The organism is Streptomyces flavochromogenes (genome assembly GCF_000717595.1).
Lineage (GTDB): Bacteria > Actinomycetota > Actinomycetes > Streptomycetales > Streptomycetaceae > Streptomyces > Streptomyces flavochromogenes.
In genome coordinates this window covers 1-26,424 of record NZ_JNZO01000005.1, presented here as the reverse complement: position 1 = coordinate 26,424, position 26,424 = coordinate 1, and the positions used below count along the sequence as shown (strand labels likewise).

Sequence of the window (26,424 nt, the reverse complement as noted above, 5' to 3'; positions counted from 1 at the left end):
ACCACGGTGCCGCCGATCGCGTCCGTGCCCGTGCCCGTGTACGCATCCGTGCCTGTGCCGGTGCCTGCGTCCGTTCCCGTGTGCGCGTCCGCGTGCGCCGGGCGGACGCCCGCCGTGCCCGTCCCATTCGCCGAACGCGCCCCATCCACCCCACCCGTCGCACCCGTCGCACCCGCCTCCGTACGTCTCTGGGGAGACCCCCGATGAGCAGCACCCCCGCCCCCCGGCCCCTCTCCGTCGCCGAGCTCGATCTCGACGCGCCCGACGGGCCCCTCCTCGACTTCCGGCCCGCGCCCGGCGCGCCGGCCGTCGTGCCCGGTGACGTCTACGCGCTCGTACGGCTCCGGGGCCGACCCGCCGCCACCGTCGTCGGGACCGTCCCCGCCGGTGAGGACCCCGCCGAGGTGCTCGCCGCCCTCGCCCGGCGACGGCTCGCCGAGGCGGGCGGGCCCGGAACCGACGCCGAACACCTCGCCGCCACGCGGCCCCTCGCTCTCGACGTGTCCACCCCGCCGCGCACCTCCGTCGTCGTCGCCACCCGCGAGCGCCCCGCGTCCCTCGCCCGCGCCCTCGACTCGCTGCTCGCCCAGGACCACCCGGACTTCGAGCTGATCGTCGTCGACAACGCGCCCCGCACCACCGACACCCACGAGCTCGTCACCCGGAAGTACGCCGAGCACGCCGACCGCGTCCGCTACGTGCGCGAGGACACGCCCGGCCTCGCCACCGCCCACAACACCGGCCTCGCCGCCGCCGAGGGGGCCGTCCTCGCCTTCACCGACGACGACGTGATCGCCGACCCACGCTGGCTGAGCGCCCTCACCGCGCCCTTCGCCGCCGATCCCGGACTCGGCTGTGTCACCGGACTGATCCTGCCCGCCCGCCTCGGCACCCCCGCCCAGATCCTCCTCGAATCGCACGGCGGCTTCGCCAAGGGCTTCGCGCCCCGTCTCTACGACCCGGCGCACCCGCCCGCCGACGAGCCGCTCTTCCCCTTCACCGCCGGCAGCTTCGGCTCCGGCGCCAACATGGCCTTCCGCGCCGAAGCGCTCCGCCGGGCCGGCGGCTTCGACCCGGCGACCGGCACGGGGACCGCCGCCCGCGGCGGCGACGACCTGTACGCCTTCGTCGCCGTCCTCTCCGCCGGCTTCCGCCTCCGCTACACCTCCGAGGCCCTCGTCTGGCACCACCACCGCGACACCTGGCAGGACCTCCGGAATCAGGCGTACGGCTACGGCGCCGGGCTCACCGCGTACCTCACCGCCACCCTGGTACGCAGCCCCCGCCTGCTGCCCGCCCTGCTCGCCCGGCTGCCGCGCGGCCTCGCGTACGCCCGGACCATGACCGCCCAGCGGGGGGAGAAGACCCCCGAGGGCGGCGTTCCCGGTGAGCACGGGACCCAGCACCACCCCTGGCCCGCCTCGCTCTCCCGGCTGGAGCGGCGCGGCATGCTCTACGGCCCGATCGGATACGCCAAGGCCCGCACACGGGCCCGTACGCAGGCCCGCGCCACGGCTCGCGCAGGGGCCGGCGCGCAGGCACCGCGCGGTGGTGCGGCGGTGGCCCGATGACCGGCACCGCGGCGCGCTCCCGCATACCCGTCCTCCTCTACCACGCCGTGATGGAGGACCCCCCGGACTGGATCGCCGAGTTCACCGTCTCGCCCAAGGAGTTCGCCGCCCAGCTCGACGCGATCGTCGCCAGCGGCCGTACCGCCGTCACCGTCGGCACCCTCGCCGCGTACTTCGCCACCGGCGCCCCGCTGCCGCCCCGGCCGGTCGTCCTCACCTTCGACGACGGCTTCGCCGACCTGGTGGGGCCGACCGCCGAGGCCCTCGCCGCCCGCGGCCTGCCGTCCACCGCCTACCTCACCACCGGGGCCATCACCCGCGGCCGGCCCTGTCTGCTGCCGCCCGCGCCGATGATGACCCTCGCCCAGGCTCCGCTCCTGGAGCAGTACGGGATGGAGGTCGGCGCGCACACCGCCACCCACCCGCAGCTCGACACCCTCGCGCCGGCCGCGCTCCGCAGGGAACTGCGCGAGTCCAAAGCGGTGCTGGAGGACGTCCTCGGGCACGAGGTCCGCCATCTCGCCTACCCGCACGGCTACAACAGCCCGGCCGTACGGCGGGCCGCCGCGGCCGCCGGGTACACCTCGGCCGTCGCCGTCCGGCACGCCCTCAGCTCCGGGAACGACGAGATCTACCGCATCGCCCGGCTGATCCTGCGCCGCGGTCACACCGTCGCCGACGTCGAGCAGTGGATGGAGGGCCGCGGCGCGAAGGCCGCACCGTACCCCGACTCGCTGCCCACGGTCGGCTGGCGGATGTACCGCAGAGCCCGTGCCCTGATGAAGGGGCCCGAGTTCGCCGGTTGAGTGCCGGTGTGTCCGAAGATCGACAACTCCGGCGATCGGTCCGGCAGTTGAAAGCCCGAACAAAACCGAAGTACTTTCCTGTACTTCGGCGAAAGGGACAGTTCGTGGGGGGAGAGGCCGTGCAGCGTCAGGGGCCCGCACCGGTGACCGGGAGCGGTGTGCCACCGCAGCCCTCCGCCACGGACCGGGGGGCGGAGGACCGGGAGACAAGCGAGCGGGCGGCAGGGGAGCGGGACACCGGAGGGCAGGAGACGGCCGGCCGGGAGACGGCGGGCCGGCGGACGGCCGGGCCGGAGGCCGGAGCGGCGCGCCCCGACGGCGAGAACGGCCGGACCGGCGGCGCCGCCGCCCGGGGCCGGCTCACCGCAGCCCTTCGTTCCCCCGACGCCCTCAACCTCGTCCCCCTCCTCGTCGCCGGCGCCCTCTGGCTCTGGGCCCTGCCCGGCATCGACTTCCGGAGCATGGACGAGTTCGGCCTCCTCGACCGCTTCCCGCTCACCTTCTACGCCGCCCTCGCCGTCCTCACCTGTGGTTTCGTCATCACCCTGCGCCGGGCCGGCACCGCGCCCCTCTGGCCGGCCACCTACTGCGCGGCGATGCTCGTCGCCCTCAAGGCGCCGCCCGCGATCCTCTACGACACCGTCCGCTACGCCTGGGCGTCCAAGCACGACGCGATCATCAGCAGGCTGCTCGACCAGGGCACCGTCCACCCCGGCACCGAGCTCTCCGGCGGCATGTCCGCCTACGACCAGTGGCCCGGCTTCTTCTCGCTGGACGCCGCCCTCGTCCGGGCCTTCGGCGTGGACGCCGCCGCCTCGTTCATCAACTGGGCGCCCGTCGCGCTCGGCCTGCTGACCGTCCCCGTCCTGATCCTCGTCTACCGCACGTTCAGCGACGACTGGCGGCTCGTGTGGACCGGCGTGTGGATCTTCCAGCTCGCGAACTGGGTGGGCCAGGACTACCTCTCCCCGCAGGGCTTCTCGTACCTGCTCTACCTCACCGTCTTCGCCGTCGTCGTCCGGCACTTCGTCCTGCCCGGCTCGGCGGGAACGCTCCGCGACCGCGCCACGCTCGACCCGGCCGCCGCGGCCGTGCCGCCGCCCACGACCACCCGGCAGCGGGCCGTCGCCGTCCTCTTCCTCGTACCGGTCATCGCCACCATCAACGCCTCGCACCAGCTCACCCCGGTGATGCTGTGCGCGAGCCTCTTCGCCCTCTGCCTCACCCGGCGTTACCGCAACCTGGGGCTCCTCGCCGTCAGCGGCCTGATCATGCTGATCTGGAACCTGACCATGGGCCGGGAGCTGTTCCTCGACACGCTCGGCACCCTGCGAGAGAAGGCCGGCGACCTGCTCGGCAACTCGCGCCCCGGCTTCGCGGGCGACCCCACCGGGCCGGGCCCCGAACTCGTCGGCAGCGCCAACATCCTGATGGTGCTCGCCCTCGGCGGTCTCGCCGCCGCCGCCGTGCTCCTCCGCCGCAGGCTGGTCCGCAGCGCGCTGCCGCTGCTGCTCGCCGCCGCGGCGCCGCTCCCGATGTTCGCCGTGAACGACTACGGCGGCGAGATGATCTTCCGGGTCTATCTCTTCGGTCTTCCCGGCGCCGCCTTCTTCGCGGCCGCCGCGCTCGTCCCCGCCGCCGGGGCCGCGAGCCGCGCCGCCACGATCGCCCGCCGCACGGCCACCGTCGCCCTGCCCCTCACCCTCGTCGCCATGCTCGCCGGCTTCCTGCCCTCGTACTACGGCAAGGAGGGCATGCACTACGCGCCGCCCGGCGAGACCGCGCTCACCCGCCGCGCCTTCGACCGGGCGCCCGAGGGGGCGCTGATCCTCGCCGCGACCGGCGCGTTCGCCGACTCGTACTACCGCTACGACCACTACGAGCGCTGGTTCTTCACCGAGCAGGAGGTCGACGAGAACCTCCGCATGCTGAAGGACCCGGCCGGCTACCTCTCCGGCGGCATTCCCGCGGGCCGCCCGGCCTATGTGATCCTCACCCCCACCCAGGGCGAGGCCGTCATCGGCGAGGGCTACCTCCCGGAGGGCGGCTTCGACCGCCTCGGCAAGGCGCTGAAGGCTTCGCCGCTGTTCGCGGTCGTGGAGGAGAGCCGGTACGGGCTCGTCCTGCGCTACCGGCCCACGACCACCGGCTGAACACGACCGCCCACCGCCGGCCGAACCCTTCCGACGGCACGCCCGTCGGCCCACCCGTACGAGGAGCAGGTACGCCATGGCCCACCCACGCCTGACCCCGCGCGTCCAGCGCAGAGCCGCGCTCGCGGCCTCCGGATGGGTCGCCCTCGCGGCGACCGCGCTCCCCGGCGGCTCCCCGGCGCGCTGGATCCCCGTCCTCGCCTTCGTCGTCCTCGCGCCCGGCCTGGCCCTGCTGCTCCCGCAGCCGCTCGGGCTGCGCCCCGGCGCCCGTCTCGAAGCGCTGGCGCTGGCCGCGCCCGTCAGCCTGTCCGTGGCCACCCTCGTCGCGACCACCCTGTTCCTGACGAAGGCCTTCTCGCTCACCCTCTTCGTCGTCGTCCTCGCCCTCTTCGTCAGCGTCGTCGCGATCCTCCCCGGAGTCCCGCTGCCCGCCGCCACGCGCGGAGCCGTCGAGCGCGACGGCGCCCGGCCCTCCCGGACCCGCACACCGCGGTTCCGTGTGCCGCCGTTCCGCAAACGAGGGGCCGGTGGGGGCGGATGACCGGGCGGCACGCCCAGGGCGGCCCCTGGACCCGGCTCGTGATCACGCTCGCCGCCGTCGGGGCGGTGACCGCCGGCATCGGGGTCTGGTCGACCCTCGCCGAGGGCGACGACCGCTGCACCCCCGGCGCCACCCTCGTCGCCCCGTGCGGGGCCTGGTGGGGCGCGTACATCCCGCACGACGAGGACAGCTCGCTCACCCGGCCCGTGTACGCCTTCGAGAAGAAGATCGGCCGCAAGCTCGACCTCGTGTACACGTACCACGACATGTCGGGGAGCAAGGCCGACGGAGAACTGCTCACCCCCGACGAGCGCGAACTCGGCCGCGAGCGACTCCTCATGCTGGCCTGGGAGTCCACCGTGTGGACAGAGAAGCACCACGCCGACTGGACCGAGAGACAGCTCGGCTGGAAGAACATCGCCTCGGGCAGGTACGACGCCTCCGTCATCGACCCGCAGGCCCGGCGGATCAAGGAGTACGGCAAGCGGGTCTTCTTCTCCTTCGACCAGGAGGCGGACTTCCGCATCCCCGAGGGCGCCGGGACCCCCGAGGAGTACGTCGCCGCCTACCGTCACCTCCACGACCGCTTCCGGAAGCTGGGCGTCACCAACGTGGTGTGGGTGTGGACCGTGTCCGGCTGGCTCGGCAACGCCGAGCAGATGAAGGCGCTTTACCCGGGCGACGACTACGTCGACTGGATCGGCATGGATCAGTACAACTACTACCTCTGCCACAAATCGCCGGACTGGCTCGACTTCGACAGGAGCCAGCGACCCAGCTACGACTGGTTCCGGAAGAACATCTCCGACGACAAGCCGATCATGCTCTCCGAGTTCTCCACCGCCCCCGACCCGAAGAACCCCGAGCGGCAGCGCGACTGGTACACCGCGATCCCGAAGGTGGCGCCGACCCTGCCGGAAGCACGGGCGTACGTGCACTGGAACCGCGCCGTTCCCGGGCCCGGCTGCGATCTGACCGTCGACTCCGGGCCCGGCCTGGACGGTTACCGGACCGCCGGGCGCGACCCGTACTTCCGGCAGGACGTACCGGACCGCTGACGCACGGCCTCCCGCACCGAACCGGCGACCGGCGGGCAGGTGCGCTCAGCGGCGCCCCGACGTCAGGCCCCGGAAGGCGCACACCGCCATCGTGCCGCCGGCCAGGCCCAGGAAGAGCGGGAGCGGGGCGGTGGCGAAGGCCTGCTGGCCCGCCCAGCCCGCCCAGACCAGGACCCACACGACACCGGCCGTGACCCGCGCGCCCACCCCGACCACCCGCAGCAGCACGGCCGTCAGGAGCAGGCTCAGGGCCTGGAGCGCGATCGGGACGACCGCCCGCTCGACGCCTTCGCCCAGGAGCGTCGCCCCGGGACCCGCCGCGTCGGCCGGCCGCAGGCCGAGGAGAGGCGGGGCCGTGTGCAGGGCCAGGAAGGTGGCGAGCAGGACCGCCGCGGCGAACGGGGGCCGGAAGAAGCGGAGTCCGACGGCGGCGCCCTGGAGGGCCACCAGGAGCAGCCCGGCGAGGAGGGTGACGGGGGGCAGCGCGGCGAGCAGTCCGGTGCCGGACAGCGTCGCCACGTCCAGCTCGCCGGACCGGGCGAGCGGGAACCAGAAGAGCCCGGCCGCCAGGCCGAGCGACAGCCACAGCCAGGTCCCCCACCGGTCGGGCGCGTCCGGCGCCCCCGGCCGGGACACCGGGGGCGGCAGGGGCCGGGCGAGCGGGCCAGTGGGCCCGTCGTCGCGCTGCCGGGGTACGTACACCGGGATGCCGAAGGCCGGCGTCACCGACTCGTGCGCCCCGCGCAGATAGGCGCTCTCCCGGGCCCAGTTGGTGCCGTAGCCGTCCTCCTCGCGCTCCTTCACCCGGGCCGCCGCCCGGGGGCGCTCGGCCGGTGTCCGGCCCTTGAGGGTGGCCCGCAGGCCCGGCACACAGGCCACCGCCATCAGGGTCATCGCGCCGAGGACGGCGATCCCGGCCCCGCTGATGCCGTACGGGCCGAGCAGCACGGTCGCGCTGCCGAGCACGAGGACGCACATGGCGCCCTGGAGGACGGCGAGCATGCCCGTACGGCCCTGGACCCGCAGCACGCCGATGTAGAGCTCCACGGCGACCCGGGGGAGCGCGGCCGCGGCGAGGAGCCGCAGCACGGTGGAGCCGTTCTCCTGGTAGCCCTGGCCGAAGGGGGCCAGGATCAGCGGCGCGAAGACGACGAGGACGAGGACGACGGGGACGAGCAGCAGCACCATGCGGCGCAGCGCGCCCCGCACCCCTTCGGCGAGGGACTCGGGGCTGTGCGAGGCGTGCGCGGTGAGCGAGGAGGCCATGTTGATGGCCATGAACTCCATGGTGCCGCCGACGGTGTACGCCGTGTAGAAGAAGGCGTTGTGGGCGGCGTCGAAGCGGACGGCGACCATCACCGGCAGCAGGCTGATCATGACGAGGCTGAAGAAGGCGCCGACGGAGTCCCCTGCGATGAACCGGCCGATCTCCCGCATGCTCGGCGGCTCGCGGTCCCGGTCGGCACGGGCCTGCTGGGGGATGAGCCGGCGGAACACGAGCCAGCCCAGCGGCAGGACGGAGAGCACGATCGCCGCCGCCCAGGACACGAAGACGCCGAGGATCGGCACGGCGGTCGCGAGCAGGACGAGCAGGACGAGCTTGCCGAGCGAGAAGACGGCGTTGCCGACGGGGACCCAGAACGCCCGTCTCAGCCCGGTGAGCACCCCGTCCTGGAGGGTGAGCAGGGCCCAGCCGACCGCGGACGCGGTGAAGAAGATCCCGGCGGAGACGGTGCCGAGCGGGGCGTACGAGGGTCCCCACAGATCGAGGGTGAGCAGGAAGATCCCGCAGGCCACGGCGACGACGACCGTGCTGACCAGGTACAGGCGCACGACCAGCGGGCCGGTGGCGCGGCCGGCCCGGGGCACGTACCGGACGACCGCGCCGGACAGGGTGGTCGCCGTGATCGAGGCGAGCATCCGCTGCGCGGCGATGGCGGCGGAGCCCTGGCCGACGGCCTCCTCGGAGTAGTAGCGGGCGGCGATCAGCCAGAAGCCGAGCCCGAGTGCCGCCGAGACGCCGGTGGAGAGCATCAGGGCGTAGGCGTTGCGGAACATGGAGTTGTCGCCGGAGCCGGAGCCGGGACCGGAGGCCGGGCCCGCGCCGGAGACCGTGCCGTCCCCGCCGCTGCCGCGGTCTTCACCGTTCCTCGCCCCGGCCGGCTCCGGTTCGTGGCTCGCCGTGCCTGACGTGCCTTCCGTGGCTGACGTGCCTGACGTGCCTGACGTGCCTTCCGTGGCCGCCGTACCGGCCGCGTCGTCCCGGTCGGACCCCCGCAGCCGTACCGTCTCCGTCACCGTGACCCGCCGGGGACCATCGAAGGCCGCGCCGGGCTGATCCCGGCGCCGCGCAGTACCGCGAGGGCCTCGGCCGCGCGGCGCGGGTCCACCGGCAGGGCGTGCCGGGCGAACCAGGCGGCCGGCTCCGGCGCGGGGGAGGGGTCCGTGAAGGCCGCTCCCGCGTAGCTGTCGAGCGGCGGGTCGTAGAGGTACCCGGTGGTGATGCGGCGCCGGGCGAGGGCGGCGACGGCGGCGTCCCGGTCCTCGACGAGCAGCGGCACCCGGTAGAGCGGCTGCGGCGACGTGCCGGCCGGGGACTCCTCCGGCACGCCGCCGGGGAACGCCTCCGCCGTGCCGTACCCGCCGGCCAGAAGCAGGGCGGTGCCCGCCCGGTGGGCGTCGAGGACGTCGTCGAGCCGGGCGAACCTGCGGGTGGTGCGGCGGAGCCGGCCGGCTCCGGGCCGCAGCCGGTAGTCGTGCATGTCGACCCGGACCCAGGAGTGGAAGGGTTCGAGCGCGGGCGCCGCCGTGAGGGCCCGCGCCAGCTCCTCGGCGCGGAGCGGCATCCGGATCTCCTCCCGTTCCTCCAGGCCGAGCCGCCGGACGGCCGCCCGCGCGGCCCCGACCAGGCGCAGTCCGCGCAGGGTGGACTCGGCGTACGGCCGTACGAGGTGGGCGAGTTCGGCGGAGGGGCGGGTCGGGTGCAGCAAGGCGTCGCGGGCGGCGGCGAGTTCCTCGCGCAGCGACGGGTCGGCGAGGGACAGGAAGCCGCCGGTCTTGGCGCCGGTGTGCTTCGAGAGGCTGAAGACGGACGCCTCGCCGTACGTGCCGACCGGACGCCCGCCGACGGTGGACCCGATCGCGTGGGCCGCGTCCTCGATCAGCGGGATGCCGAGCCGGTCGCAGTGGCCCCGCAGCTCGGGAGCCGGGTCGGGGTTCCCGTACAGATTGGTGGTGAGGACGGCGGAGAGGTCCCGCCAGACGGACTCGGGCACGGCGGCCGTGTCGATCGAGCCGTCCCGGGGGTCGAGCGGTGCCTGGACGGGGCGCAGCCCGGCGGCCAGGACGACGAAGAAGATGACGTCGTCGTTGACCGGAGACATCAGCACCTTCCCGCCGGGCCGGCACCAGTGCCGCAGTGCGAGATAGAGCCCGAAGCGGCACGACGGCACGTAGAGGCACTCCCTGCCGCCGCGTCAACAAGGCCCTCCGGTGGCGCGGTGGGGTCCGGCGCGCGGCCCCCGGAGGGGCTCGGGAGGGGGAATGCGGAAGGGCCCGCCACGGGTCGAAAGACCGTGAACGGGCCCTTTCCGCAGCCATTTTGGCGGCTCGGGGAAGCCGGTGGAGGTCATTCCTCCAGAGTGAGCCCCCGGCGCAGTTTGGAAAGCGTGCGGGCGAGCAGACGGGACACGTGCATCTGTGAGATGCCGAGCTCCGTGCCGATCTCCGACTGGGTCATGCCGGAGACGAAGCGGAGGGAGAGGATGTGCCGCTCGCGAAGGGGCAGCGAGGCGATCATCGGCTTCAGGGAGGCGATGTACTCGATCCCGGTGAGGCCGTGGTCCTCGTAGCCCAGCCGGTCGGCGAGCGTGGCTTCGCCGCCGGGGCCCTCCTCCTCGTCGGGCTGCGCGTCGAGCGAGCTCGCGGTGTACGCGTTGCTCGCGGCCATGCCCTCGACGACCTCCTCCGGCGCGATGCCGAGTTCCTCGGCGAGTTCGGCGACGGTCGGGGCGCGGTCCAGGCGCTGGGCGAGCGCGTCGCCCGCCTTGGCGAGGTCGAGCCGCAGCTCCTGGAGCCTGCGGGGCACGTGCACCGACCACGACGTGTCGCGGAAGAACCGCTTGATCTCGCCGATGATCGTGGGCATCGCGAAGGTGGGGAACTCCACGCCGCGGGTGAGCTCGAAGCGGTCGATCGCCTTGATGAGGCCGATGGTGCCGACCTGGACGATGTCCTCCATCGGCTCGCTGCGGGTGCCGAAGCGCGCTGCGGCGAACCTGACCAGGGCCAGGTTCAGTTCGACGAGGGTGTTGCGGACGTACGCGTGGTCGTGGGTGCCCTCTTCGAGCTCGGCGAGCCGGGCGAAGAGCTGCTTCGACAGGGCGCGCGCGTCGACCGGTCCGATGCCGTCGAGGGACCGGTCGAAGGGGAGTCCGAGCGCCCGGTCGTGAGGGAGCTCGGGGAGGATCTCGTGGGGGAGTTCGGCGGGGTGGCCGAACGAGTGGTCGTGGGGGACTGCTGCCGACGGCGCGTCGGGGGTACGCGTGGCGTCGAGCCGGGGTGACATGGGTCTCCTTCGTGGGTTCTTGCTGCGGTTTGCGGCGCCTCCGAGCCGGTCGTGTCGGGTGTTCCCTACTAGCCCTACCTGCTCAACGGCGGAGGCCGCAAGTATCGATAATCCGCTTTGTCCGGTTATGTGGTGGACCTCGTGTGCAGAGGAGGGTGCCCCGCTTGTAGGGTTCGGGACACGTCAGTCGGCAACCGCGAGAGCGAAAGAGGCACGGCCATGGACCGCGAGAACATCGGCAGCGCACCGCCCGCGCGGCTGCGGGTCGAGGTCCGGACCGTGGACGAGAGTGAACTCCTCGCTCCGGTGGGTGAGCTCGATCACTACACGTCCGAACTGCTGCGCTCCCCCCTGGACCAGGCGCTGGACGCGGGCCGTGCGCGGCTCGTCGTCGACTGCTCGGGTCTGGAGTTCTGTGACTCGACCGGGCTCAACGTGCTCCTCGGCGCCCGGCTGAGGGCGGAGGCCGCCGGTGGTGGCGTCCATCTCGTGGGGATGCGGCCCGCGGTGGCCCGGGTGTTCCACATCACGGGCGCGGAGGCCGTCTTCACCGTGCACGAGACACTCGCCACAGCCCTGCCCGGCTGAGCCGTCCGGCCGGGCCCGTCCCCACGACCCGTCCCCGCACCGCCCGCACGTCCCGCCCTCTGTCCCGTCGATCGGTGAGGTGAAGCGCTGATGGACCAAGCTTCCGACGTCCGTACGCTCGCCCTCGGCGAGACCAGCGGCACCGTGCCGCTCGCCCGTGACTTCACGCGGTCCGCGCTCCACGAGTGGGGCTGGCTGCCGGCCGCCACCGCCGACCGCAGGGCCGCCGCCGAGGACGTCCTGCTCGTGGTCTCCGAGCTCGTCACCAATGCCTGTCTGCACGCCGACGGCCCCGAACGCCTCCGTGTGCTGCGCCTGCCCAAGGCCCTGCGCCTCGAAGTCACCGACCGGGGCGCCGGAACTCCCGCGCCCCGCACCCCGCACCGGTCCGGGCGCCCGGGCGGCCACGGCATGTTCATCGTGCAGCGGCTCTGCCTCGACTGGGGCATCGAGCGCACCCCCGGCGCCCCCGGCAAGACGGTCTGGGCCGAACTCTCCGCACCCGCCTAGGACTTTCACCGTCCCTCTTCTTCCCTCCGCAAGGCCCCGGGCGTACCTTGACGCCCAATCTGAAAGACCGTCAGTTCCATTGCGGTGAGGGGTGCTCGGGGTGTCCAAGGAGCCGAACCGGAGGAGAACGACCGCCGCGCTCACGGCTGCGGTCGCGGTGGCGGGCGCGGCCGTGCTCGCCGGCGCGCCGACCGCCCAGGCGGCCGTCGTCGACGTCAACTACGCCTGTGAGACGAAGATCGGCCCCAAGGGCGCCGTCTCGCCCGTCGACATCAAGGCCGTCAAGAACGGCAGCGCGTACACGATCACGATGTCGTTCGAGAAGGGCGTCTCCGACAGCCCGGTCGAGCTGCCCAAGGGCGTCATGACGCCGCGCGCCGACCTCGTCCTCGGCGGCGCCGACTCCGGCACCGTGAAGGTCAAGGGAACGCCGAACACGGCCGCCATCCCGCCCGACACCCCGATCAGCATCGGCACGCTCACGGGCACGTACACCCCGAAGAAGAACGGCAAGGTCACCTTCACGGCCGGGACGCTGACCGTGCACGCGCTCGGCATGGACGCGGCCGTCTGCACCCCGAAGAACAACCCCGGGCCCTCCCTCGAACTGGAGGTGACGGGGCTCTCCGGGGGCTCCGACACCCCGCCGCCCGCCGACGGGGGCGACGACGAGAGCACGGGCGCCGAGCTGCCCAAGACCGGACCGCTCGACTCCGCCATGGCCCTCGGCACCCTCGGCGGCACCGTCCTCCTCACCGGCGCGGCCGGAGTCCTCTGGCTCACGCGGCGCACGGCTCGCTGATGCGGACGGCGGCACGCACCGGGCTCGTGGCCGTCGCGACCGCCCTCGTCGGCGCGGTCGCGGCGGCGCCTTCGGACGCCCGGACCGCGGCCCCCTCGGACGTCCGGGCCTTCGCCTCGTCCGGCGCCACGGCCACCTGGACGGCGGCGCCCGCCGCCGGGCGGCCGTACGCCTACCTGGAGGGCCCCGCGGGCAGCGTCCTCCAGGACACCCTGTCGCTGACCAATCCGGGCGCCCGGCCGCTCACGGTACGGCTCAGCGGGCAGGGCGCACCGGTGTCCTTCGCCGCCCGGACGGTGACCGTGCCCGCCAGGACCCGGGCGGACGTGCCGTTCGCCGTGACCGTCACCGCGGACACCCCGCCCGGCGAACACCGGGGGACGGTACGGGCCTCGGCGGCCGGCCGGGAGCTACGCGTCGACCTGCGGCTACGGGTCAGCGGCCCACGGCTCGCCGCGCTCACCGTCGAGGACGTCCACGTCGACACCGCGACGGGCGCCCTCCGCTACACCCTGGTCAACCGGGGCACCACCGTCCTCGCCCCGCACCTCGCGGTGCGCGCCGAAGGCGTCCTCGGCACCGTCCTCGACCGGCCGGGCAGACCCCTGCCGCTCACCCTGAAGCCCGGTCAGCGGGCCACCCGCATCGAAGCCTGGCCCGACCCGCCGGCCCTCGACTCCGTCACCGTCCGGCTGACCGCCACCGCCGAGGGCGCGGCCCCGGCCACCGCCCGCGCCGAGGCCTCCTTCACCTCGGGCCCGGCGCTCGCCGGGGCGGCCGGATCGCTGCTGCTCGTGGCGGGCGGCGGCGGATACGCGGTACGGCGGCGCGGCAGGTCCCGTACCCAGCGAGCCTCGGCGGGAGCGAACACATGAGGTGGATACGTACAGCGGCGGCGCTGGTGACCGTGCTCGCCCTCGGTCTCCTCCCGGCCGTCCCCGCCGTCGCGGCCCCCGGTCCCGCCGTCGAGCTCTCCCAGGCGGAGGGCGGCAAGGGCGGCGAGGTCACCGTCAGCGGCAGCGGCTGGAAACCGGGCGCGCTGCTCATGCTGCTGATCTGCGGCCAGGCCGCGCCCGGCAAGGGCGTCATCGGCGGCACCAACTCCTGTGCCAACACCGAGGGACGGGCCGCCACCGTCGACGCCCGGGGCGGCTTCAGCGCGAAGCTTCCGGTCGCCGAACCGCCCAAGCCGTGTCCCTGCGTGGTGCACGTCGCCGGGGTGACCGGCCGGCAGGACGCCGTCGACCGGGAGTTCACCGTCGCCGGACACCCCGTCGCGCCGCTCCCCGAGGCCTCGGGCGACGGCCGGCTCGCGGTCCTCGCCGCCGTACGCCTCGACGGCTCCAGTGGCCTCCTCACCTGGTTCGGGGCACCGCCGAGCCGCCATGTGGTCTTCACCGTCGGCAACCTCGGCTCCGCCCCCGTGCAGGACCCGGTCTTCCAGGTCGGCTCCAGCCACGGCGTGTTCGCGCCGCAGTACGAGGAACGGCAGTGGCGCGGCACGATCGCCCCCGGCGCGAAGGCCCTCGTCCGGCTCCCCGTCGAACTGACGGCGGGCGCGCACGGCGACTACCAGGTCTCCGTGCGGTACGGGGGCAAGGTCCTGGTCGAGCAGCCGTGGGGGGTCGGCAGGCCCTGGGGCGTGACGCTCTTCTGGCTGCTGCTCGCCGTGGTCGTCCCGGCGGCGCTGTTCCGGATCGGGATGGCCGTGGTGGACCGGGTCCGCCCGGCGACGAACCCCGCCCGGCCCCGGCCCCGGACCGCGCCCCTGGCCCGGCTCCGTACACGTGCCCCCGACCCCGCCCGCGACTCCGCGCCGCGGGGCCCGGGGGACGACGAACCGACCGCGGTCCTGCCGTGGTTCAGTCCTGACTCCGCACCGTCAGCCCCAGAGAGCAGCCCGACGACGAAGGGACATGCGTGAGTACGCAACGGAGGATGAGCGCGGCCGGAGTCGCGCTGATGCTCGGCGGCGCGGGGATCATGATTTCCGCCGGCCCCGCCCAGGCCGCCGAGGTCTCGTACAAGACGGAGTGCATCCCGCCGTCCATCTCCGGGCTTCCGCCCGTGCAGGGCACGACGAAGGTGCTGATCACGGCGCCCGCGGAGGCCAAGGTCGGAGACGAGGTCGAGATCGTCTGGAAGACGGTCCAGGCCGCCTCGAAGAACCCCGACGTGCTCGACCTCGGCGCGGACACGGTCAAGCCGACCGGCGTCCTCACCGTGGGCGGCGCGGGGACCGGCACCGTCGCGATGGAGGGCCCCCGGAAGAACCCGCCGATCCCCAAGAACAGCCCGATGGTGCTGCCCGAGATGAAGGGGAAGCTGAAGCTGACGAAGGCGGGCGAGATCACCCTCACCCCCGACAAGTACACGATCAACGTGTCCAAGCCGCTGTCGACGGACACGAAGTGCGCCCCGAAGGAGACGGTGCCGGTCGCCGCCAGGATCAAGGTCACCGCCGGTGGCGGCGGTACGACGACCGGCGGCACGAACGGCGGGTCCACGACGACCACCGGCGGTACGACGACGTCGGGCGGGAACGCGAGCGGCAGCACCACGGGCGGCTCGACCACGACCGGCGGCGGCTCGAACAACACCGGCGGCTCGGCGAGCTCGTCCTCCGGCGGATCCGGTGGATCCTCCGGCTCGGGCTCCGCATCCTCCTCCGGCGGATCCTCCAGCGGCGGTGGCGGCGGGGAGACGTCCTTCCCCGGCAAGGAGGTCTCCGTCACGTTCGGCTGTCAGGCCCCCGGCCCGGACCCGATCAACGGCAAGGTGACGATCGACGCGAAGAAGAACGGCGGCGTGTACGACCTCACGGTCAGGACGGCCAAGGGCGTCATGAACAGCCCTGCCGCCCTCCCCGCGGGCGCACTGAGGGGCTCCATGGCGGTCAGGATCGGCGGGGCCGACAGCGGCACGGTGAACGTCTCGGGACCCCCGAACCCCACCGCGCTGAAGCTGGGCGACCCGGTGGACCTGCCGGACATGAAGGGCACGTACAAGCCCGGAGCGACCGGCAAGTCCACGCTCAGCCCCGGCACGCTGACCATCAAGGTCACCCTCGGCAGCTCGGGGATGGACATCCCGTGCCAGGTGAAGGGCGCCGTCAAGGCCTCCCTCGAACTGGACACGAGCAAGCAGGCGGGCGGCGCCTCGGGCGGCTCCGGCGACGACTCGGGCGCCGGCAGCGGGTCGGGCAGCGGCAGCGGCTCCGGCAGCGGTTCCGGCGGCTCCGACGGCGGGAACCTCGCCGAGACCGGTGCCGAGAGCGACGGCGCCCTGCGTGCCCTCGCCCTCGTCGCCGGCACGGTGATCCTGCTCGGCGGCGCCGTGTTCACCTTCACCCCCTGGGCACGCCTCAGGCGCTGACGCGGGGCCGGAAACGGCGGAGGGCCGCCGCACCGGATCGGTGCGGCGGCCCTCACGGCCGTACGGGGAAGGTCAGTGGACGCTGCCCATGAGCGTCTGGACCTTCTTGCGGTACATGTAGATCGCGAAGCCCGCGGCGACGGCGAGCGCCGCCTGCATGGCGATGATCCCTGTCCCGTTCAGGTCCACGCCCGCGATGGAGAGCAGACCCGTGGTGCAGTCACCGGCGGTGACGGCGAGGAACCAGACACCCATCATCTGGGAGGCGTACTTCTTCGGCGCCATCTTCGTGGTGACGGAGAGGCCGACGGGGGAGAGACACAGCTCACCGATGGTCTGGATCATGTAGATCGTGACCAGCCACATCGGGGAGACCTTGGTGCCGTCGCCCGCCATGTTCATCGGGACGATGAAGACGAAGAACGAGGCGCCGACGAGGACCAGACCCATCGCGAACTTCACGATGGTGTTCGGCTCCTGGTTCTTGCGGGCCAGCCACAGCCACAGCCAGGCGAAGACCGGGGCCAGCGCCATCACGAACAGCGGGTTCAGCGACTGGTACCAGGTGGCCGGGAAGCCGAGGCCGAAGATCGTGTCGGCGGTCTTGTCGTCCGCGAACAGCGACAGCGTCGAGCCGCCCTGGTCGTAGATCATCCAGAAGATGGCGGCGGCGACGAAGAACCAGATGTAGCCGGTCACCCGCGACTTCTCGCCCGAGTCGAGGTCCTTGTCGCGCTTGATGCGCGCCAGGACGGCGACCGGGATGATCAGGCCGGCGAGGGTGATCGGGACCATCGCCCAGTTCAGGGTGTACATGCCCATCGCGACGACGGCGCCGTAGAAGGCGGCGATCACGACGGCGCCGACGGCGACCTTGGTGATGACCGACTTGCGCTCCTCGCCGGACAGCGGGTTCGGGACCTCGCTGCTCTTCGGGTTCAGCGTCTTGCCGAAGATCAGGAAGACGGCGAGGCCGAGGCCCATGCCGATGGCGGCGAGGGCGAAGCCGAGGTGCCAGTTGACCTTCTCGCCGACGGTGCCGATGACCAGCGGGGCGAAGAACGCGCCGAGGTTGATGCCGATGTAGAAGAGCGTGAAGCCACCGTCACGGCGCGGGTCGTCCGCGCCCTTGTAGAGGTGGCCGACCATCGTCGAGATGTTGGCCTTCAGGAGGCCGGAGCCGACCGCGACGAGCGCGAGGCCGACGAAGAACATCGCCTGGCCCGGGAGGGCCAGCGAGACATGGCCGAGCATGATCACGGAGGCCGCGATCGCGACGGTCTTGCGGGCGCCCCAGACGCGGTCGCCGAACCATCCGCCGGGCATGGCCATCAGGTAGACCATCGAGACGTAGACGGAGTAGATCGCCGTCGCCGTCGCCGCGGTCATCGCGAGGCCGCCGCCCTGGCTGCCCGTCGCGGCGTCCACGCCGCCGGAGACCAGGTACAGAACGAGAAGGGCCCTCATGCCGTAGTAGGAGAAACGCTCCCACATCTCGGTCATGAAGAGAGTGGCCAGACCACGGGGGTGGCCGAGGAAGGTCTTCTCGTAGCCGAGGGGTTCGGCCGAGTCCTTCGTCAGGCTGGACGCCATGTCGATCCTTGCTCTGTCGGGACGCGCGCCTTGTGAGCGTGGTGCGCCCGGTGGGGGAGGCCGGCACCGGCGGAATCGGAGTGGACTCCACCGGGATCCACGCCCCGGGAGATGCGTCTTCGCGTCCCGGAACCCGGCCCACAGGTCGTTCACCGTCCTCGAGGTTCGGCTGAGCCGACCTCACGCAGAAAGAGGACCTTGGCGCGCGAAGCTGGCCAAAGGTCCCCGATTACCGCTACAGACGTCGAGCCACCATACGACACGACAGTGCCGGATATGGAAGGACTTGAGAGATGGATCACAGGTGAGGATGCAACCGCGCAGGGTCATTCGAAGGTCATGTGCAAGATACCCACAAGATCTCCAGGGTTCCCGTCATCCCCGAGGATCACACCCCGGCCCCCCACCCGTGCGGACTACCATCACCCCATGACCCGTGTACTGCTCGCCGAGGACGACGCATCCATCTCGGAGCCGCTGGCCCGCGCCCTGCGGAGGGAGGGGTACGAGGTCGAGGTCCGCGAGGACGGCCCGACCGCCCTCGACGCCGGCCTCCAGGGCGGGGTGGACCTGGTCGTCCTCGACCTGGGCCTGCCCGGCATGGACGGCCTGGAGGTCGCCAGGCGACTGCGCGCCGAGGGCCACACGGTCCCGATCCTGGTGCTCACCGCCCGCGCCGACGAGGTGGACACGGTCGTGGGGCTCGACGCGGGCGCCGACGACTACGTCACCAAGCCGTTCCGGCTCGCCGAACTCCTCGCCCGCGTCCGGGCGCTGCTCCGGCGCGGCTCCACCGAGCCCGTCGTCGCCCCCTCGACCCACGGCGTACGCATCGACGTCGAGTCGCACCGTGCCTGGATGGGCGACGAGGAGCTCCAGCTCACGGCCAAGGAGTTCGACCTGCTGCGGGTCCTGGTCCGCGACGCGGGCCGCGTCGTCACCCGCGACCAGCTGATGCGCGAGGTCTGGGACACCACCTGGTGGTCCTCCACGAAGACCCTGGACATGCACATCTCCTGGCTCCGCAAGAAGCTGGGGGACGACGCGGCGAACCCCCGCTACATCGCCACGGTGCGAGGCGTCGGCTTCCGCTTCGAGAAGAGCTAGCCGGGGCCCGTAAGGTCGGGAGCGTCTCCCGTTCCCGCCCGGAGGGCAGCCGTGCGTCGCCGCCTCATCAACTCCACCCTCGCCGTCGTCCTCGTCGTCATCGCCGTCTTCGGCGTCTCCCTCGTCATCGTCGAGACCCGCACCATCTCCAGCAGCGCCCAGGAGAGCGTGGACCTGGAGGCGCTCCGCATCGTCTCCATCGTCGACAGCCGGCTCATCGGCGGCGAGCCGGTGAACCCCGACATCCTGGCCGAGCAGAGCGGCGCCAAGCGGTACGCCCAGATCCACATCCCCGGCCGCGACGCGATCGAGATCGGCACCCGCCCGGAGGGCGACGTCACCCGCGGCCTCGCCGAGGGCGAGCGCGGCGAGACCGTGGTCGTCGAGGAGTCCCGCTCGGCGGTCACCGCCGAGGTCGGCCGCACCCTCATGATCATCGGCGCGGTCGCGCTGCTCGCCGTCATCGCGGCCGTCCTCCTCGCCGTACGGCAGGCCAACAAGCTGACATCCCCGCTCACCGACCTCGCGGAGACCGCCGAGCGCCTCGGCTCCGGCGACCCGCGTCCCCGGCACAAGCGGTACGGCGTGCCCGAGCTGGACCGCGTCGCGGACGTCCTGGACGCCTCCGCCGAGCGCATCGCCCGGATGCTCACCGCCGAGCGCCGCCTGGCCGCGGACGCCTCGCACCAGCTCCGTACGCCCCTCACCGCCCTCTCCATGCGCCTGGAGGAGGTCGCGCTCGCCGACGACCTGGACACTGTCAAGGAGGAGGCGACGATCGCGCTCACCCAGGTCGAGCGGCTCACCGACGTCGTCGAGCGACTGCTCACGAACTCCCGCGACCCCCGCACCGGCTCCGCCGTCGCCTTCGACCTCGACGAGGTCATCAAGCAACAGATCGAGGAGTGGCGGCCCGCCTACCGCAGCGCGGGCCGGGCCATCGTCCACTCCGGCAAGCAGGGCATGCGGGCCGTCGGCACCCCGGGCGCGGTCGCCCAGGTCCTCGCGGCCCTGATCGAGAACTCGCTCATGCACGGCGGCGGCACGGTCGCCCTGCGGACCCGTGTCACCGGCAACCAGTCGGTGATCGAGGTCACCGACGAGGGCCCGGGCGTCCCGGCCGACCTCGGCGCACGGATCTTCGAGCGGGCCGTCAGCGGCCGCAGCTCCACGGGCATCGGCCTGGCGGTCGCCAGGGACCTCGCGGAGGCGGACGGCGGCCGTCTGGAGCTCCTCCAGCAGCAGCCGCCGGTCTTCGCGCTGTTCCTGAGCCGGGAGGTCCGCAGCGTCTCGGACAGGCAGCGGGAGCGCCCCGTTCGCTGACACGGGCGTGCCCGCCCACGGGCGCACGGGCGGGGGCCCGCCCACACGGACGAAACCCCTGGCCGGATGTTCCGGCCAGGGGTTTCGGAGTCTCGAAGAGCTGAGGCTCAGACGCGGTCGGGCTGCCGCCGGGCCGCCTGTCGCGGTGCCTGCTCAAGGAACGATTCGGCGGTCTGCACCGCCTCCTTCGCCGGCAGCGCGCGGAACACCCACGTGCGGTACGACCAGAAGCGGAACAGCGTCCCGATCCCGATGCCGAAGAACTTGAAGAAGTTGCTCGCGAGCGGGCCGTCCCAGCCGAAGCCGTACGTCGCCGCGTAGAGCACACCGTTCTCGATGACCATGCCGACGACGCTGAACAGCAGGAACAGCGACATCTCCTTGGTGCGCCCGGACTTGTCCCGGTCACGGTACGTGAAGTAGCGGAACCCCACGTAGTTGAAGACGATCGCGACCACGGTGGCGATCAGGCTGGCGCGGACCATCGGGATGTCCGTCGCACCCCGGACGATGTTGAAGACGCCGAGGTTCACCAGGACGCCGAGACCGCCCACCACCCCGAATTTGGCGACCTCCCGGGCGAGCCGGTCGAGTCGCGTGCGCAGCGCGCCGGGTTCACTCATGGTGATGGCTCTGTCCCGTCCGTCCGGATGACGTCCGGGTGACGTCAACCCAACCATGCTAACCAGCGCTCCTGTCACCCGCCCGTGTACCTGGGAAACCGCCGGCGAACCCACGCCCCACCAGCGTCGTTCTTGTGCCAAACCACAGCCGGACGAGTGTTCCCGGATGGTGCGGATACCCTAAGAGGGTGACGTTCCCGGTAGTCGGCATGGTCGGTGGCGGTCAGCTCGCCCGAATGACCCACGAGGCGGGCATCCCCCTCGGCATCAAGTTCAAGCTCCTCAGTGACACCCCGCAGGACTCTGCGGCGCAGGTGGTGAGCGAGGTCGTCATCGGCGACTATCGCGACCTGGCTACGCTGCGTGACTTCGCGCGCGGATGTGACGTGATCACCTTCGATCACGAGCACGTCCCCACGGAGCACCTGCGGGCCCTCGAAGCGGACGGCATCCCCGTCCGCCCTGGGCCCGACGCGCTGGTGCACGCCCAGGACAAGGGGGTGATGCGCGCGAAGCTCGACGAGATCGGCGCGCCCAGCCCCCGGCACCGCATCGTGGCGGACCCCGAGGACGCGGCGGCCTTCGCCGCCGAGGTCGGGGGCTTCCCGATCATCCTCAAGACGGTGCGCGGCGGCTACGACGGCAAGGGCGTCTGGTTCGTCCGCAAGCCCGAGGACGCCCGCGACCCCTTCCTGGCGGGTGTCCCGGTCCTCGCCGAGGAGAAGGTCGACTTCACACGCGAGCTCGCCGCGAACATCGTCCGCTCCCCGCACGGCCAGGCCGTCGCCTACCCGGTCGTCGAGTCCCGGCAGGTCGACGGCGTCTGCGACACGGTGATCGCACCGGCGCCCGACCTCGACGGCGACCTCGCCGGACAGGCCCAGGAGCTCGCCCTCCGCATCGCCAAGGAGCTCGGCGTCGTCGGTCACCTGGCCGTCGAGCTGTTCCAGACCACGGACGGCCGCATCCTCGTCAACGAACTGGCGATGCGCCCGCACAACTCCGGCCACTGGACCCAGGACGGCGCGATCACCTCGCAGTTCGCCAACCACGTCCGGGCGGTCCTCGACCTGCCCCTCGGCGATCCGCGCCCGCGCGCGACATGGACCGTGATGTGCAATGTCCTGGGCGGCGACTACCCGGACATGTACTCCGCGTACCTGCACTGCATGGCCAGGGACCCGCAGCTCAAGATCCACATGTATGGCAAGGACGTGAAGCCCGGCCGCAAGGTGGGGCACGTCAACACCTACGGCGACGACCTGGACGACGTGCTGGAGCGCGCGCGTCACGCCGCCGGCTATCTGCGAGGAACGATCACCGAGTGAGCAGCACGAGCCCCGCCACCGACACCGCCCCCGTGATCGGCATCGTCATGGGATCCGACTCCGACTGGCCCGTCATGGAGGCCGCGGCGCAGGCCCTCGACGAGTTCGAGATCCCCTACGAGGTCGACGTCGTCTCTGCGCACCGGATGCCGCGCGAGATGATCGCGTACGGCGAGGAGGCCGCGGGCCGCGGCATCAAGGCGATCATCGCGGGCGCGGGCGGCGCCGCCCACCTGCCCGGCATGCTCGCCTCCGTCACTCCGCTGCCGGTCATCGGCGTGCCGGTACCGCTGAAGTACCTCGACGGCATGGACTCGCTGCTCTCCATCGTGCAGATGCCGGCCGGTGTGCCGGTCGCCACGGTCTCCGTCGGCGGCGCGCGGAACGCCGGCCTGCTCGCGGCCCGCATCCTCGCCGCGCACGACCCCGAACTGCTCGTCCGGATGCGTGAGTTCCAGCAGGAGCTGAACGACCAGGCGACCGAGAAGGGCAAGCGGCTGCGGGCCAAGGTCGAGGGCGCGGAGTCGTTCGGCTTCGCCAAGTGAGCGCCGCGGACGGGGCCTCCGGCGGCGCGGCCGACCGCCTCGCCGAGGCCCGCGACCTGCTGGCCGCCCATCCCGTCGTGGACGGCCACAACGACCTGCCGTGGGCGCTGCGCGAGCACGTTCGCTACGACCTGGACCGGATGGACATCGGCGCGGACCAGACCGGCGCGCTGCACACGGACCTCGGGCGGCTGCGGGCCGGCGGTGTCGGCGCCCAGTTCTGGTCGGTGTACGTGCCCTGCCGCCTGGCCGGCGACGACGCGGTCAGCGCGACCCTGGAGCAGATCGACATCGTCGACCAGCTCCTGGAGCGGTACGCGGGCGACCTCGCCCCGGCCCTGACCGCCGACGACATGGAGGCGGCCCGCGAGCAGGGCCGTATCGCCTCCCTCAAGGGGGCCGAGGGCGGCCACTCGATCAACAACTCCCTCGCCACCCTGCGCGCCCTGCACACCCTCGGCGTGCGCTACATGACGCTCACCCACAACGACAACAACGACTGGGCGGACTCGGCGACCGACGCGCCCGGCGTCGGCGGGCTCTCCGCCTTCGGCCGGGTGGTCGTCCGCGAGATGAACCGCTCCGGCATGCTCGTCGACCTGTCGCACGTCGCCGCGACGACCATGCGGGACGCGCTCGACGCCTCGGCGGCGCCGGTGATCTTCTCGCACTCCTCGGCCCTGGCCGTCTGCGACCACCCGAGGAACATCCCGGACGACGTCCTGGAGCGGCTGCCCGCCAACGGCGGGGTCGCGATGGCCACGTTCGTGCCCAAGTTCATCCTCCCCGCGGCCGTCGAGTGGACCGCGCGGGCCGACGAGAACCTCCGGGCGCACGGCTTCGACCACCTCGACACCACCGCCGAGGCGATGAAGCTGCACCGCGCGTTCGAGGAGGAGAACCCGCGTCCGATCGCCACCGCCGCCACGGCCGCCGATCACCTCGACCACATGCGCGAGGCCGCCGGCATCGACCACATCGGCATCGGCGGCGACTACGACGGCACGGCCTTCACCCCGGCCGGCCTGGACGACGTCGCCGGCTACCCGAACCTGGTCGCGGAGCTGCTGCACCGCGGCTGGTCGCACCCGGACCTGGCGAAGCTGACCTGGTCCAACGCCGTCCGCGCCCTCCGCGACGCGGAAGCGGTCTCGCGCGACCTGCGCGGCCGTACGGCGCCGTCGAACGCGACGATCGACTCCCTGGACGCGCCGGGCGCCTGACGGCGTGTGAACGCCCCGGCGTTCACCCGGACGGCTCAGCCCGCCGAGCCCCCGCACGGGCCCGGTGGCACGGTGGACGGTACCGCCCCGCCCGATTCGGCGGGGCGGTACTGCATCGCCGAGTTGGAGTAAGACCATGGCGGAACTGCTAGACGACCATCCCACCCTCTCCACCGTCCCCGCCGCCGCCGGGGAGCCCGGCCCCCCGGAGCCACCCCCGCCGCTCGACGAGCCGTCCCGCGCCCGCGCCATCCTGGCGGCCCAGCCCGTCGTCGAGGGCCACACCGAACTGCCCCGGTCCCTCGACCCGGAGGACCTCCCACCCGTCCGCGCGGCGGAGGCCGGAGCCCAGTTCTGGTCACTGCTCGTCGGACCCGGCGAAGACGCGGCGGGCGTCATCGGGACCCTGCGGCGCATCGACGCGATCCGCGCGCTCGTCGCCTCCTGCCCCGAGGACCTGCGCCTCGCCCACACGACCTCCGAGATGGCCCACGCCCGCAACTGCGGCCGCGTGGCCGCCCTGCTCGGCCCGGTCAGCTGGACGGCGCTGGGCGCCTCCGCCGCGACCCTGCGGGCCTACCACGCCCTGGGCGTGCGGGTCGTCAACCTCACCCGCTTCGACCCCTTCGCCCGCGAGGCGGTACGGGAGATGAACCGCATCGGCCTGGCCGTGGACCTCTCCGGCGCCGACCAGGACACGCTCCGCAGCGCCCTCGCGGTCACCCGCGCCCCCGCCCTGCTCACCAGGGCGGCCCCGGAAGACCTGCCCGACGCCGTCCTGGGCCTGCTCGGCGAGAACGGCGCCGTCTGCATGGTCACGGTGACCGACGACCCGGCCGCCGTCGCCGACGTCCTGGACCGGGTGCGTGCGGAGGCGGGCGCGCACTGCGTGGGCGTCTCCCACACCACCGCCCCGGCCGTCGGCTACGTCCCGCTCTTCGCGGAGCTCCTCCGCCGGGGCTGGTCGGCCCAGGAACTGGTCGGCCTCGCGCACGCCAACGTGACGCGGGCGCTGCGCGAGACGGAGTTCCTGTCGCGGACGAACCGCATCAGGCCGGCGGCGGCCTGACCGCGCGAACGGACGAGGGGGCGCCGTGGCGCCCCCTCGTCCTCGTGTCCGCGGCTCAGGCGCGGGGGCGTCCCATCGCCCGGTAGGTCCAGCCGGCCGTCCGCCAGCGCTCGGAGTCCAGCGCGTTGCGGCCGTCCAGGATCACCCGCGAGGCGGCGACCTCGGCGAGCGCCGCCGGGTCCAGCTCGCGGAACTCGCGCCACTCCGTCAGGTGCAGCACGACGTCCGCCCCGCGCACCGCTTCGAGGGCGGACTCCGCGTAGCCGAGGGTCGGGAAGAGGCGGCGGGCGTTGTCCATGCCCTTCGGGTCGTAGACGGTGACCTGGCCGCCCTGGAGGTGTATCTGACCGGCCACGTTCAGCGCGGGGGAGTCACGGACGTCGTCCGAGTCCGGCTTGAAGGTGGCACCGAGGACGGCGACCCGGCGGCCCAGGAAGGTGCTGCCGCCGAGGGCCTCGCGCGCCATCTCGACCATCTGGCCGCGGCGCCGCATGTTGATGGAGTCGATCTCGCGGAGGAAGGTCAGGGCCTGGTCGGCGCCCAGCTCCCCTGCGCGGGCCATGAAGGCCCTGATGTCCTTGGGCAGGCAGCCGCCGCCGAAGCCGATGCCGGCGCGCAGGAACTTGGCGCCGATCCGGTCGTCGTGCCCGATCGCCTCGGCCAGCTTGACGACGTCGCCGCCGGCGGCCTCGCACACCTCGGCCATCGCGTTGATGAAGGAGATCTTGGTGGCGAGGAAGGAGTTCGCGGAGGTCTTCACCAGCTCGGCGGTGGGGAAGTCGGTCACCACGAAGGGCGAACCGTCGCCGACCGGCCCCGCGTACACCTCGCGCATCAGCTTCTCGGCCCGCTCGTCCTGCACGCCGACGACGATCCGGTCCGGGTGCAGGGTGTCCTGCACGGCGAAGCCCTCGCGCAGGAACTCCGGGTTCCAGGCCAGCTCCACACCCTCCGGGAGCACGCCCACGAGCCGCTCGGCCGAGCCGACGGGCACGGTCGACTTGCCGACGACCAGGGCCCCTTCGCGTACGACCTCGGCGAGGGAGGCGAAGGCGGCGTCCACGTAGCTCATGTCACAGGCGTACTCGCCGTGCTTCTGCGGGGTGTTCACGCAGACGAAGTGCACGTCGCCGAAGGCGCCGACCTCCTCCCAGGAGGTGGTGAAGCGCAGCCGGCCGCTCGAACCCTCGATGCCGGCCACGTGCTTCGCGAGGAGTTCCTCCAGGCCCGGCTCGTACATCGGGACCCGGCCGGAGGACAGCAGCTCGATCTTCTCGGGGACGACGTCGAGCCCCAGGACCTCGAAGCCCAGTTCCGCCATGGCCGCGGCGTGGGTGGCGCCGAGGTAGCCGGTGCCGATCACGGTGATCTTGAGGGCCATGCGGGTCTCCAGTGAACGTCGGGCGGAATGCCTGCCCGAGCATAGTCGCGCTCTGGCCCGAGGCCGGGGCACGCCCTACGCTTTGAGTTACTTAACGGTAGTTAGCAAGCGTGGGAGTGAGTGAGAGTGTCAGGTTCGTCTGATTTCGACCTGTATCGGCCGTCCGAGGAGCACGACATGCTCCGGGAGTCGGTGCGTGCGCTCGCGGAGGCGAAGATCGTGCCGTTCGCCGCGGCGGTGGACGAGGAGGGCCGGTTCCCG

The 26,424-nt window shown here is 72.8% G+C and carries 24 protein-coding genes; 18 read left to right on the top strand and 6 right to left on the bottom strand.

The features are described 5' to 3' along the window. Positions 1-203 precede the first annotated feature (203 nt). The 5 genes from IF00_RS0106505 to IF00_RS0106485 all read left to right on the top strand — a co-directional run bounded on the left by IF00_RS0106505 (position 204) and on the right by IF00_RS0106485 (position 6,129). Positions 204-1,571, top strand: a complete 1,368-nt coding sequence (locus tag IF00_RS0106505) for a glycosyltransferase family 2 protein (RefSeq protein ID WP_051819925.1) — start codon at positions 204-206, stop codon at positions 1,569-1,571. Further along, a complete protein-coding gene (locus IF00_RS0106500) occupies positions 1,568-2,377 on the top strand; it encodes a polysaccharide deacetylase family protein (protein ID WP_030315206.1) in 810 nt (269 codons plus the stop codon). The genes IF00_RS0106505 and IF00_RS0106500 overlap by 4 nt, the downstream gene beginning before the upstream one ends. 119 nt (positions 2,378-2,496) lie before the next feature. Continuing rightward, on the top strand, positions 2,497-4,530 hold the full coding sequence (locus IF00_RS0106495; RefSeq protein ID WP_245234447.1) for a hypothetical protein: 2,034 nt from the start codon (positions 2,497-2,499) through the stop codon (positions 4,528-4,530). 76 nt (positions 4,531-4,606) lie between these two features. Next, positions 4,607-5,071 carry a hypothetical protein gene (locus IF00_RS0106490; RefSeq protein WP_030315200.1) on the top strand — a complete coding sequence of 155 codons (465 nt, stop codon included), beginning with the start codon at positions 4,607-4,609 and terminating at the stop codon, positions 5,069-5,071. Further along, entirely contained in the window at positions 5,068-6,129 is a 1,062-nt protein-coding gene (locus tag IF00_RS0106485; protein ID WP_030315198.1) for a glycosyl hydrolase, read from the top strand. The genes IF00_RS0106490 and IF00_RS0106485 overlap by 4 nt, the downstream gene beginning before the upstream one ends. A gap of 45 nt (positions 6,130-6,174) precedes the next feature. Here IF00_RS0106485 and IF00_RS0106480 read toward each other — a convergent pair whose 3' ends face one another. The 3 genes from IF00_RS0106480 to IF00_RS0106470 form a co-directional block, all read right to left on the bottom strand. Then, positions 6,175-8,427, bottom strand: coding sequence for a lipopolysaccharide biosynthesis protein (locus IF00_RS0106480; protein ID WP_030315196.1), 2,253 nt, complete (start codon positions 8,425-8,427; stop codon positions 6,175-6,177). Beyond that, complete coding sequence (locus IF00_RS0106475; RefSeq protein ID WP_030315195.1) at positions 8,424-9,581, bottom strand: DegT/DnrJ/EryC1/StrS family aminotransferase; 1,158 nt, start codon at positions 9,579-9,581, stop codon at positions 8,424-8,426. The genes IF00_RS0106480 and IF00_RS0106475 overlap by 4 nt, the downstream gene beginning before the upstream one ends. Before the next feature lie 176 nt (positions 9,582-9,757). Next, positions 9,758-10,696 carry an RNA polymerase sigma factor SigF gene (locus IF00_RS0106470; protein ID WP_030315192.1) on the bottom strand — a complete coding sequence of 313 codons (939 nt, stop codon included), beginning with the start codon at positions 10,694-10,696 and terminating at the stop codon, positions 9,758-9,760. A gap of 219 nt (positions 10,697-10,915) precedes the next feature. Here IF00_RS0106470 and IF00_RS0106465 point away from each other — a divergent pair, with 219 nt between their 5' ends. The 6 genes from IF00_RS0106465 (at position 10,916) to IF00_RS0106440 (ending at position 15,971) form a co-directional block, all read left to right on the top strand. Further along, entirely contained in the window at positions 10,916-11,284 is a 369-nt protein-coding gene (locus IF00_RS0106465; protein ID WP_030315190.1) for an STAS domain-containing protein, read from the top strand. Positions 11,285-11,374: 90 nt separating this feature from the next. Then, positions 11,375-11,794: an ATP-binding protein gene (locus tag IF00_RS0106460; protein ID WP_030315187.1), complete on the top strand. Its 420-nt coding sequence runs from the start codon at positions 11,375-11,377 to the stop codon at positions 11,792-11,794. Between the two features lie 100 nt (positions 11,795-11,894). Continuing rightward, positions 11,895-12,596 carry a peptidase gene (locus tag IF00_RS0106455; RefSeq protein WP_037637713.1) on the top strand — a complete coding sequence of 234 codons (702 nt, stop codon included), beginning with the start codon at positions 11,895-11,897 and terminating at the stop codon, positions 12,594-12,596. Beyond that, on the top strand, positions 12,596-13,471 hold the full coding sequence (locus tag IF00_RS0106450) for a COG1361 family protein (protein WP_030315183.1): 876 nt from the start codon (positions 12,596-12,598) through the stop codon (positions 13,469-13,471). Before IF00_RS0106455 ends, IF00_RS0106450 begins: the two co-directional genes overlap by 1 nt. Then, positions 13,468-14,520, top strand: coding sequence for a hypothetical protein (locus IF00_RS0106445; RefSeq protein WP_030315182.1), 1,053 nt, complete (start codon positions 13,468-13,470; stop codon positions 14,518-14,520). Before IF00_RS0106450 ends, IF00_RS0106445 begins: the two co-directional genes overlap by 4 nt. A gap of 14 nt (positions 14,521-14,534) precedes the next feature. Further along, the gene (locus tag IF00_RS0106440) at positions 14,535-15,971 is read left to right on the top strand and encodes a hypothetical protein (RefSeq protein ID WP_030315180.1); all 1,437 of its coding nucleotides are present in this window, start codon (positions 14,535-14,537) and stop codon (positions 15,969-15,971) included. Between the two features lie 72 nt (positions 15,972-16,043). On the opposite strand, the gene IF00_RS0106435 is transcribed toward IF00_RS0106440, so the two are convergent. Beyond that, positions 16,044-17,564 (bottom strand): peptide MFS transporter, encoded by a 1,521-nt coding sequence (locus IF00_RS0106435; protein ID WP_030315178.1) that lies wholly within the window; start codon positions 17,562-17,564, stop codon positions 16,044-16,046. A gap of 429 nt (positions 17,565-17,993) precedes the next feature. On the opposite strand from IF00_RS0106435, the gene IF00_RS0106430 reads away from it, so the two are divergent. Both IF00_RS0106430 and IF00_RS0106425 read left to right on the top strand, forming a co-directional pair. Continuing rightward, positions 17,994-18,671, top strand: coding sequence for a response regulator transcription factor (locus IF00_RS0106430; protein WP_030315177.1), 678 nt, complete (start codon positions 17,994-17,996; stop codon positions 18,669-18,671). A gap of 51 nt (positions 18,672-18,722) precedes the next feature. Continuing rightward, on the top strand, positions 18,723-19,994 hold the full coding sequence (locus IF00_RS0106425; protein WP_030315174.1) for an ATP-binding protein: 1,272 nt from the start codon (positions 18,723-18,725) through the stop codon (positions 19,992-19,994). A gap of 107 nt (positions 19,995-20,101) precedes the next feature. Here IF00_RS0106425 and IF00_RS0106420 read toward each other — a convergent pair whose 3' ends face one another. Then, positions 20,102-20,617, bottom strand: a complete 516-nt coding sequence (locus IF00_RS0106420; RefSeq protein ID WP_030315173.1) for a GtrA family protein — start codon at positions 20,615-20,617, stop codon at positions 20,102-20,104. Positions 20,618-20,805: 188 nt separating this feature from the next. Between IF00_RS0106420 and IF00_RS0106415 the strand changes: the two genes are divergently transcribed. The 4 genes from IF00_RS0106415 to IF00_RS0106400 all read left to right on the top strand — a co-directional run bounded on the left by IF00_RS0106415 (position 20,806) and on the right by IF00_RS0106400 (position 24,782). Then, positions 20,806-21,945, top strand: coding sequence for a 5-(carboxyamino)imidazole ribonucleotide synthase (locus IF00_RS0106415; RefSeq protein ID WP_078944570.1), 1,140 nt, complete (start codon positions 20,806-20,808; stop codon positions 21,943-21,945). 47 nt (positions 21,946-21,992) lie between these two features. After that, positions 21,993-22,490, top strand: a complete 498-nt coding sequence (gene purE, locus IF00_RS0106410; protein WP_051819961.1) for a 5-(carboxyamino)imidazole ribonucleotide mutase — start codon at positions 21,993-21,995, stop codon at positions 22,488-22,490. Then, the gene (locus IF00_RS0106405) at positions 22,487-23,713 is read left to right on the top strand and encodes a dipeptidase (RefSeq protein WP_030315166.1); all 1,227 of its coding nucleotides are present in this window, start codon (positions 22,487-22,489) and stop codon (positions 23,711-23,713) included. The genes purE and IF00_RS0106405 overlap by 4 nt, the downstream gene beginning before the upstream one ends. A 136-nt stretch (positions 23,714-23,849) precedes the next feature. Continuing rightward, entirely contained in the window at positions 23,850-24,782 is a 933-nt protein-coding gene (locus IF00_RS0106400) for a membrane dipeptidase (RefSeq protein ID WP_030315164.1), read from the top strand. Between the two features lie 55 nt (positions 24,783-24,837). On the opposite strand, the gene IF00_RS0106395 is transcribed toward IF00_RS0106400, so the two are convergent. Beyond that, positions 24,838-26,163 (bottom strand): UDP-glucose dehydrogenase family protein, encoded by a 1,326-nt coding sequence (locus tag IF00_RS0106395; protein ID WP_030315161.1) that lies wholly within the window; start codon positions 26,161-26,163, stop codon positions 24,838-24,840. A gap of 126 nt (positions 26,164-26,289) precedes the next feature. On the opposite strand from IF00_RS0106395, the gene IF00_RS43445 reads away from it, so the two are divergent. Next, positions 26,290-26,424 (top strand): acyl-CoA dehydrogenase family protein (locus IF00_RS43445; protein ID WP_167346846.1); only part of this gene is annotated, 135 nt, incomplete at its 3' end.

Bases quoted from the DNA above. Each gene is read 5' to 3' on its own strand.
- IF00_RS0106465 (WP_030315190.1), top strand. From the start codon at position 10,916: ATGGACCGCGAGAACATCGGCAGCGCACCGCCCGCGCGGCTGCGGGTC.
- IF00_RS0106450 (WP_030315183.1), top strand. From the start codon at position 12,596: ATGCGGACGGCGGCACGCACCGGGCTCGTGGCCGTCGCGACCGCCCTC.
- IF00_RS0106460 (WP_030315187.1), top strand. From the start codon at position 11,375: ATGGACCAAGCTTCCGACGTCCGTACGCTCGCCCTCGGCGAGACCAGC.
- IF00_RS0106445 (WP_030315182.1), top strand. From the start codon at position 13,468: ATGAGGTGGATACGTACAGCGGCGGCGCTGGTGACCGTGCTCGCCCTC.
- IF00_RS0106420 (WP_030315173.1), bottom strand. From the start codon at position 20,617: ATGAGTGAACCCGGCGCGCTGCGCACGCGACTCGACCGGCTCGCCCGG.
- IF00_RS0106505 (WP_051819925.1), top strand. From the start codon at position 204: ATGAGCAGCACCCCCGCCCCCCGGCCCCTCTCCGTCGCCGAGCTCGAT.
- IF00_RS0106470 (WP_030315192.1), bottom strand. From the start codon at position 10,696: ATGTCACCCCGGCTCGACGCCACGCGTACCCCCGACGCGCCGTCGGCA.
- IF00_RS0106440 (WP_030315180.1), top strand. From the start codon at position 14,535: ATGAGCGCGGCCGGAGTCGCGCTGATGCTCGGCGGCGCGGGGATCATG.
- IF00_RS0106395 (WP_030315161.1), bottom strand. From the start codon at position 26,163: ATGGCCCTCAAGATCACCGTGATCGGCACCGGCTACCTCGGCGCCACC.
- IF00_RS0106435 (WP_030315178.1), bottom strand. From the start codon at position 17,564: ATGGCGTCCAGCCTGACGAAGGACTCGGCCGAACCCCTCGGCTACGAG.
- IF00_RS0106400 (WP_030315164.1), top strand. From the start codon at position 23,850: ATGGCGGAACTGCTAGACGACCATCCCACCCTCTCCACCGTCCCCGCC.
- IF00_RS0106500 (WP_030315206.1), top strand. From the start codon at position 1,568: ATGACCGGCACCGCGGCGCGCTCCCGCATACCCGTCCTCCTCTACCAC.
- IF00_RS0106490 (WP_030315200.1), top strand. From the start codon at position 4,607: ATGGCCCACCCACGCCTGACCCCGCGCGTCCAGCGCAGAGCCGCGCTC.
- IF00_RS0106485 (WP_030315198.1), top strand. From the start codon at position 5,068: ATGACCGGGCGGCACGCCCAGGGCGGCCCCTGGACCCGGCTCGTGATC.
- IF00_RS0106430 (WP_030315177.1), top strand. From the start codon at position 17,994: ATGACCCGTGTACTGCTCGCCGAGGACGACGCATCCATCTCGGAGCCG.
- purE (WP_051819961.1), top strand. From the start codon at position 21,993: ATGGGATCCGACTCCGACTGGCCCGTCATGGAGGCCGCGGCGCAGGCC.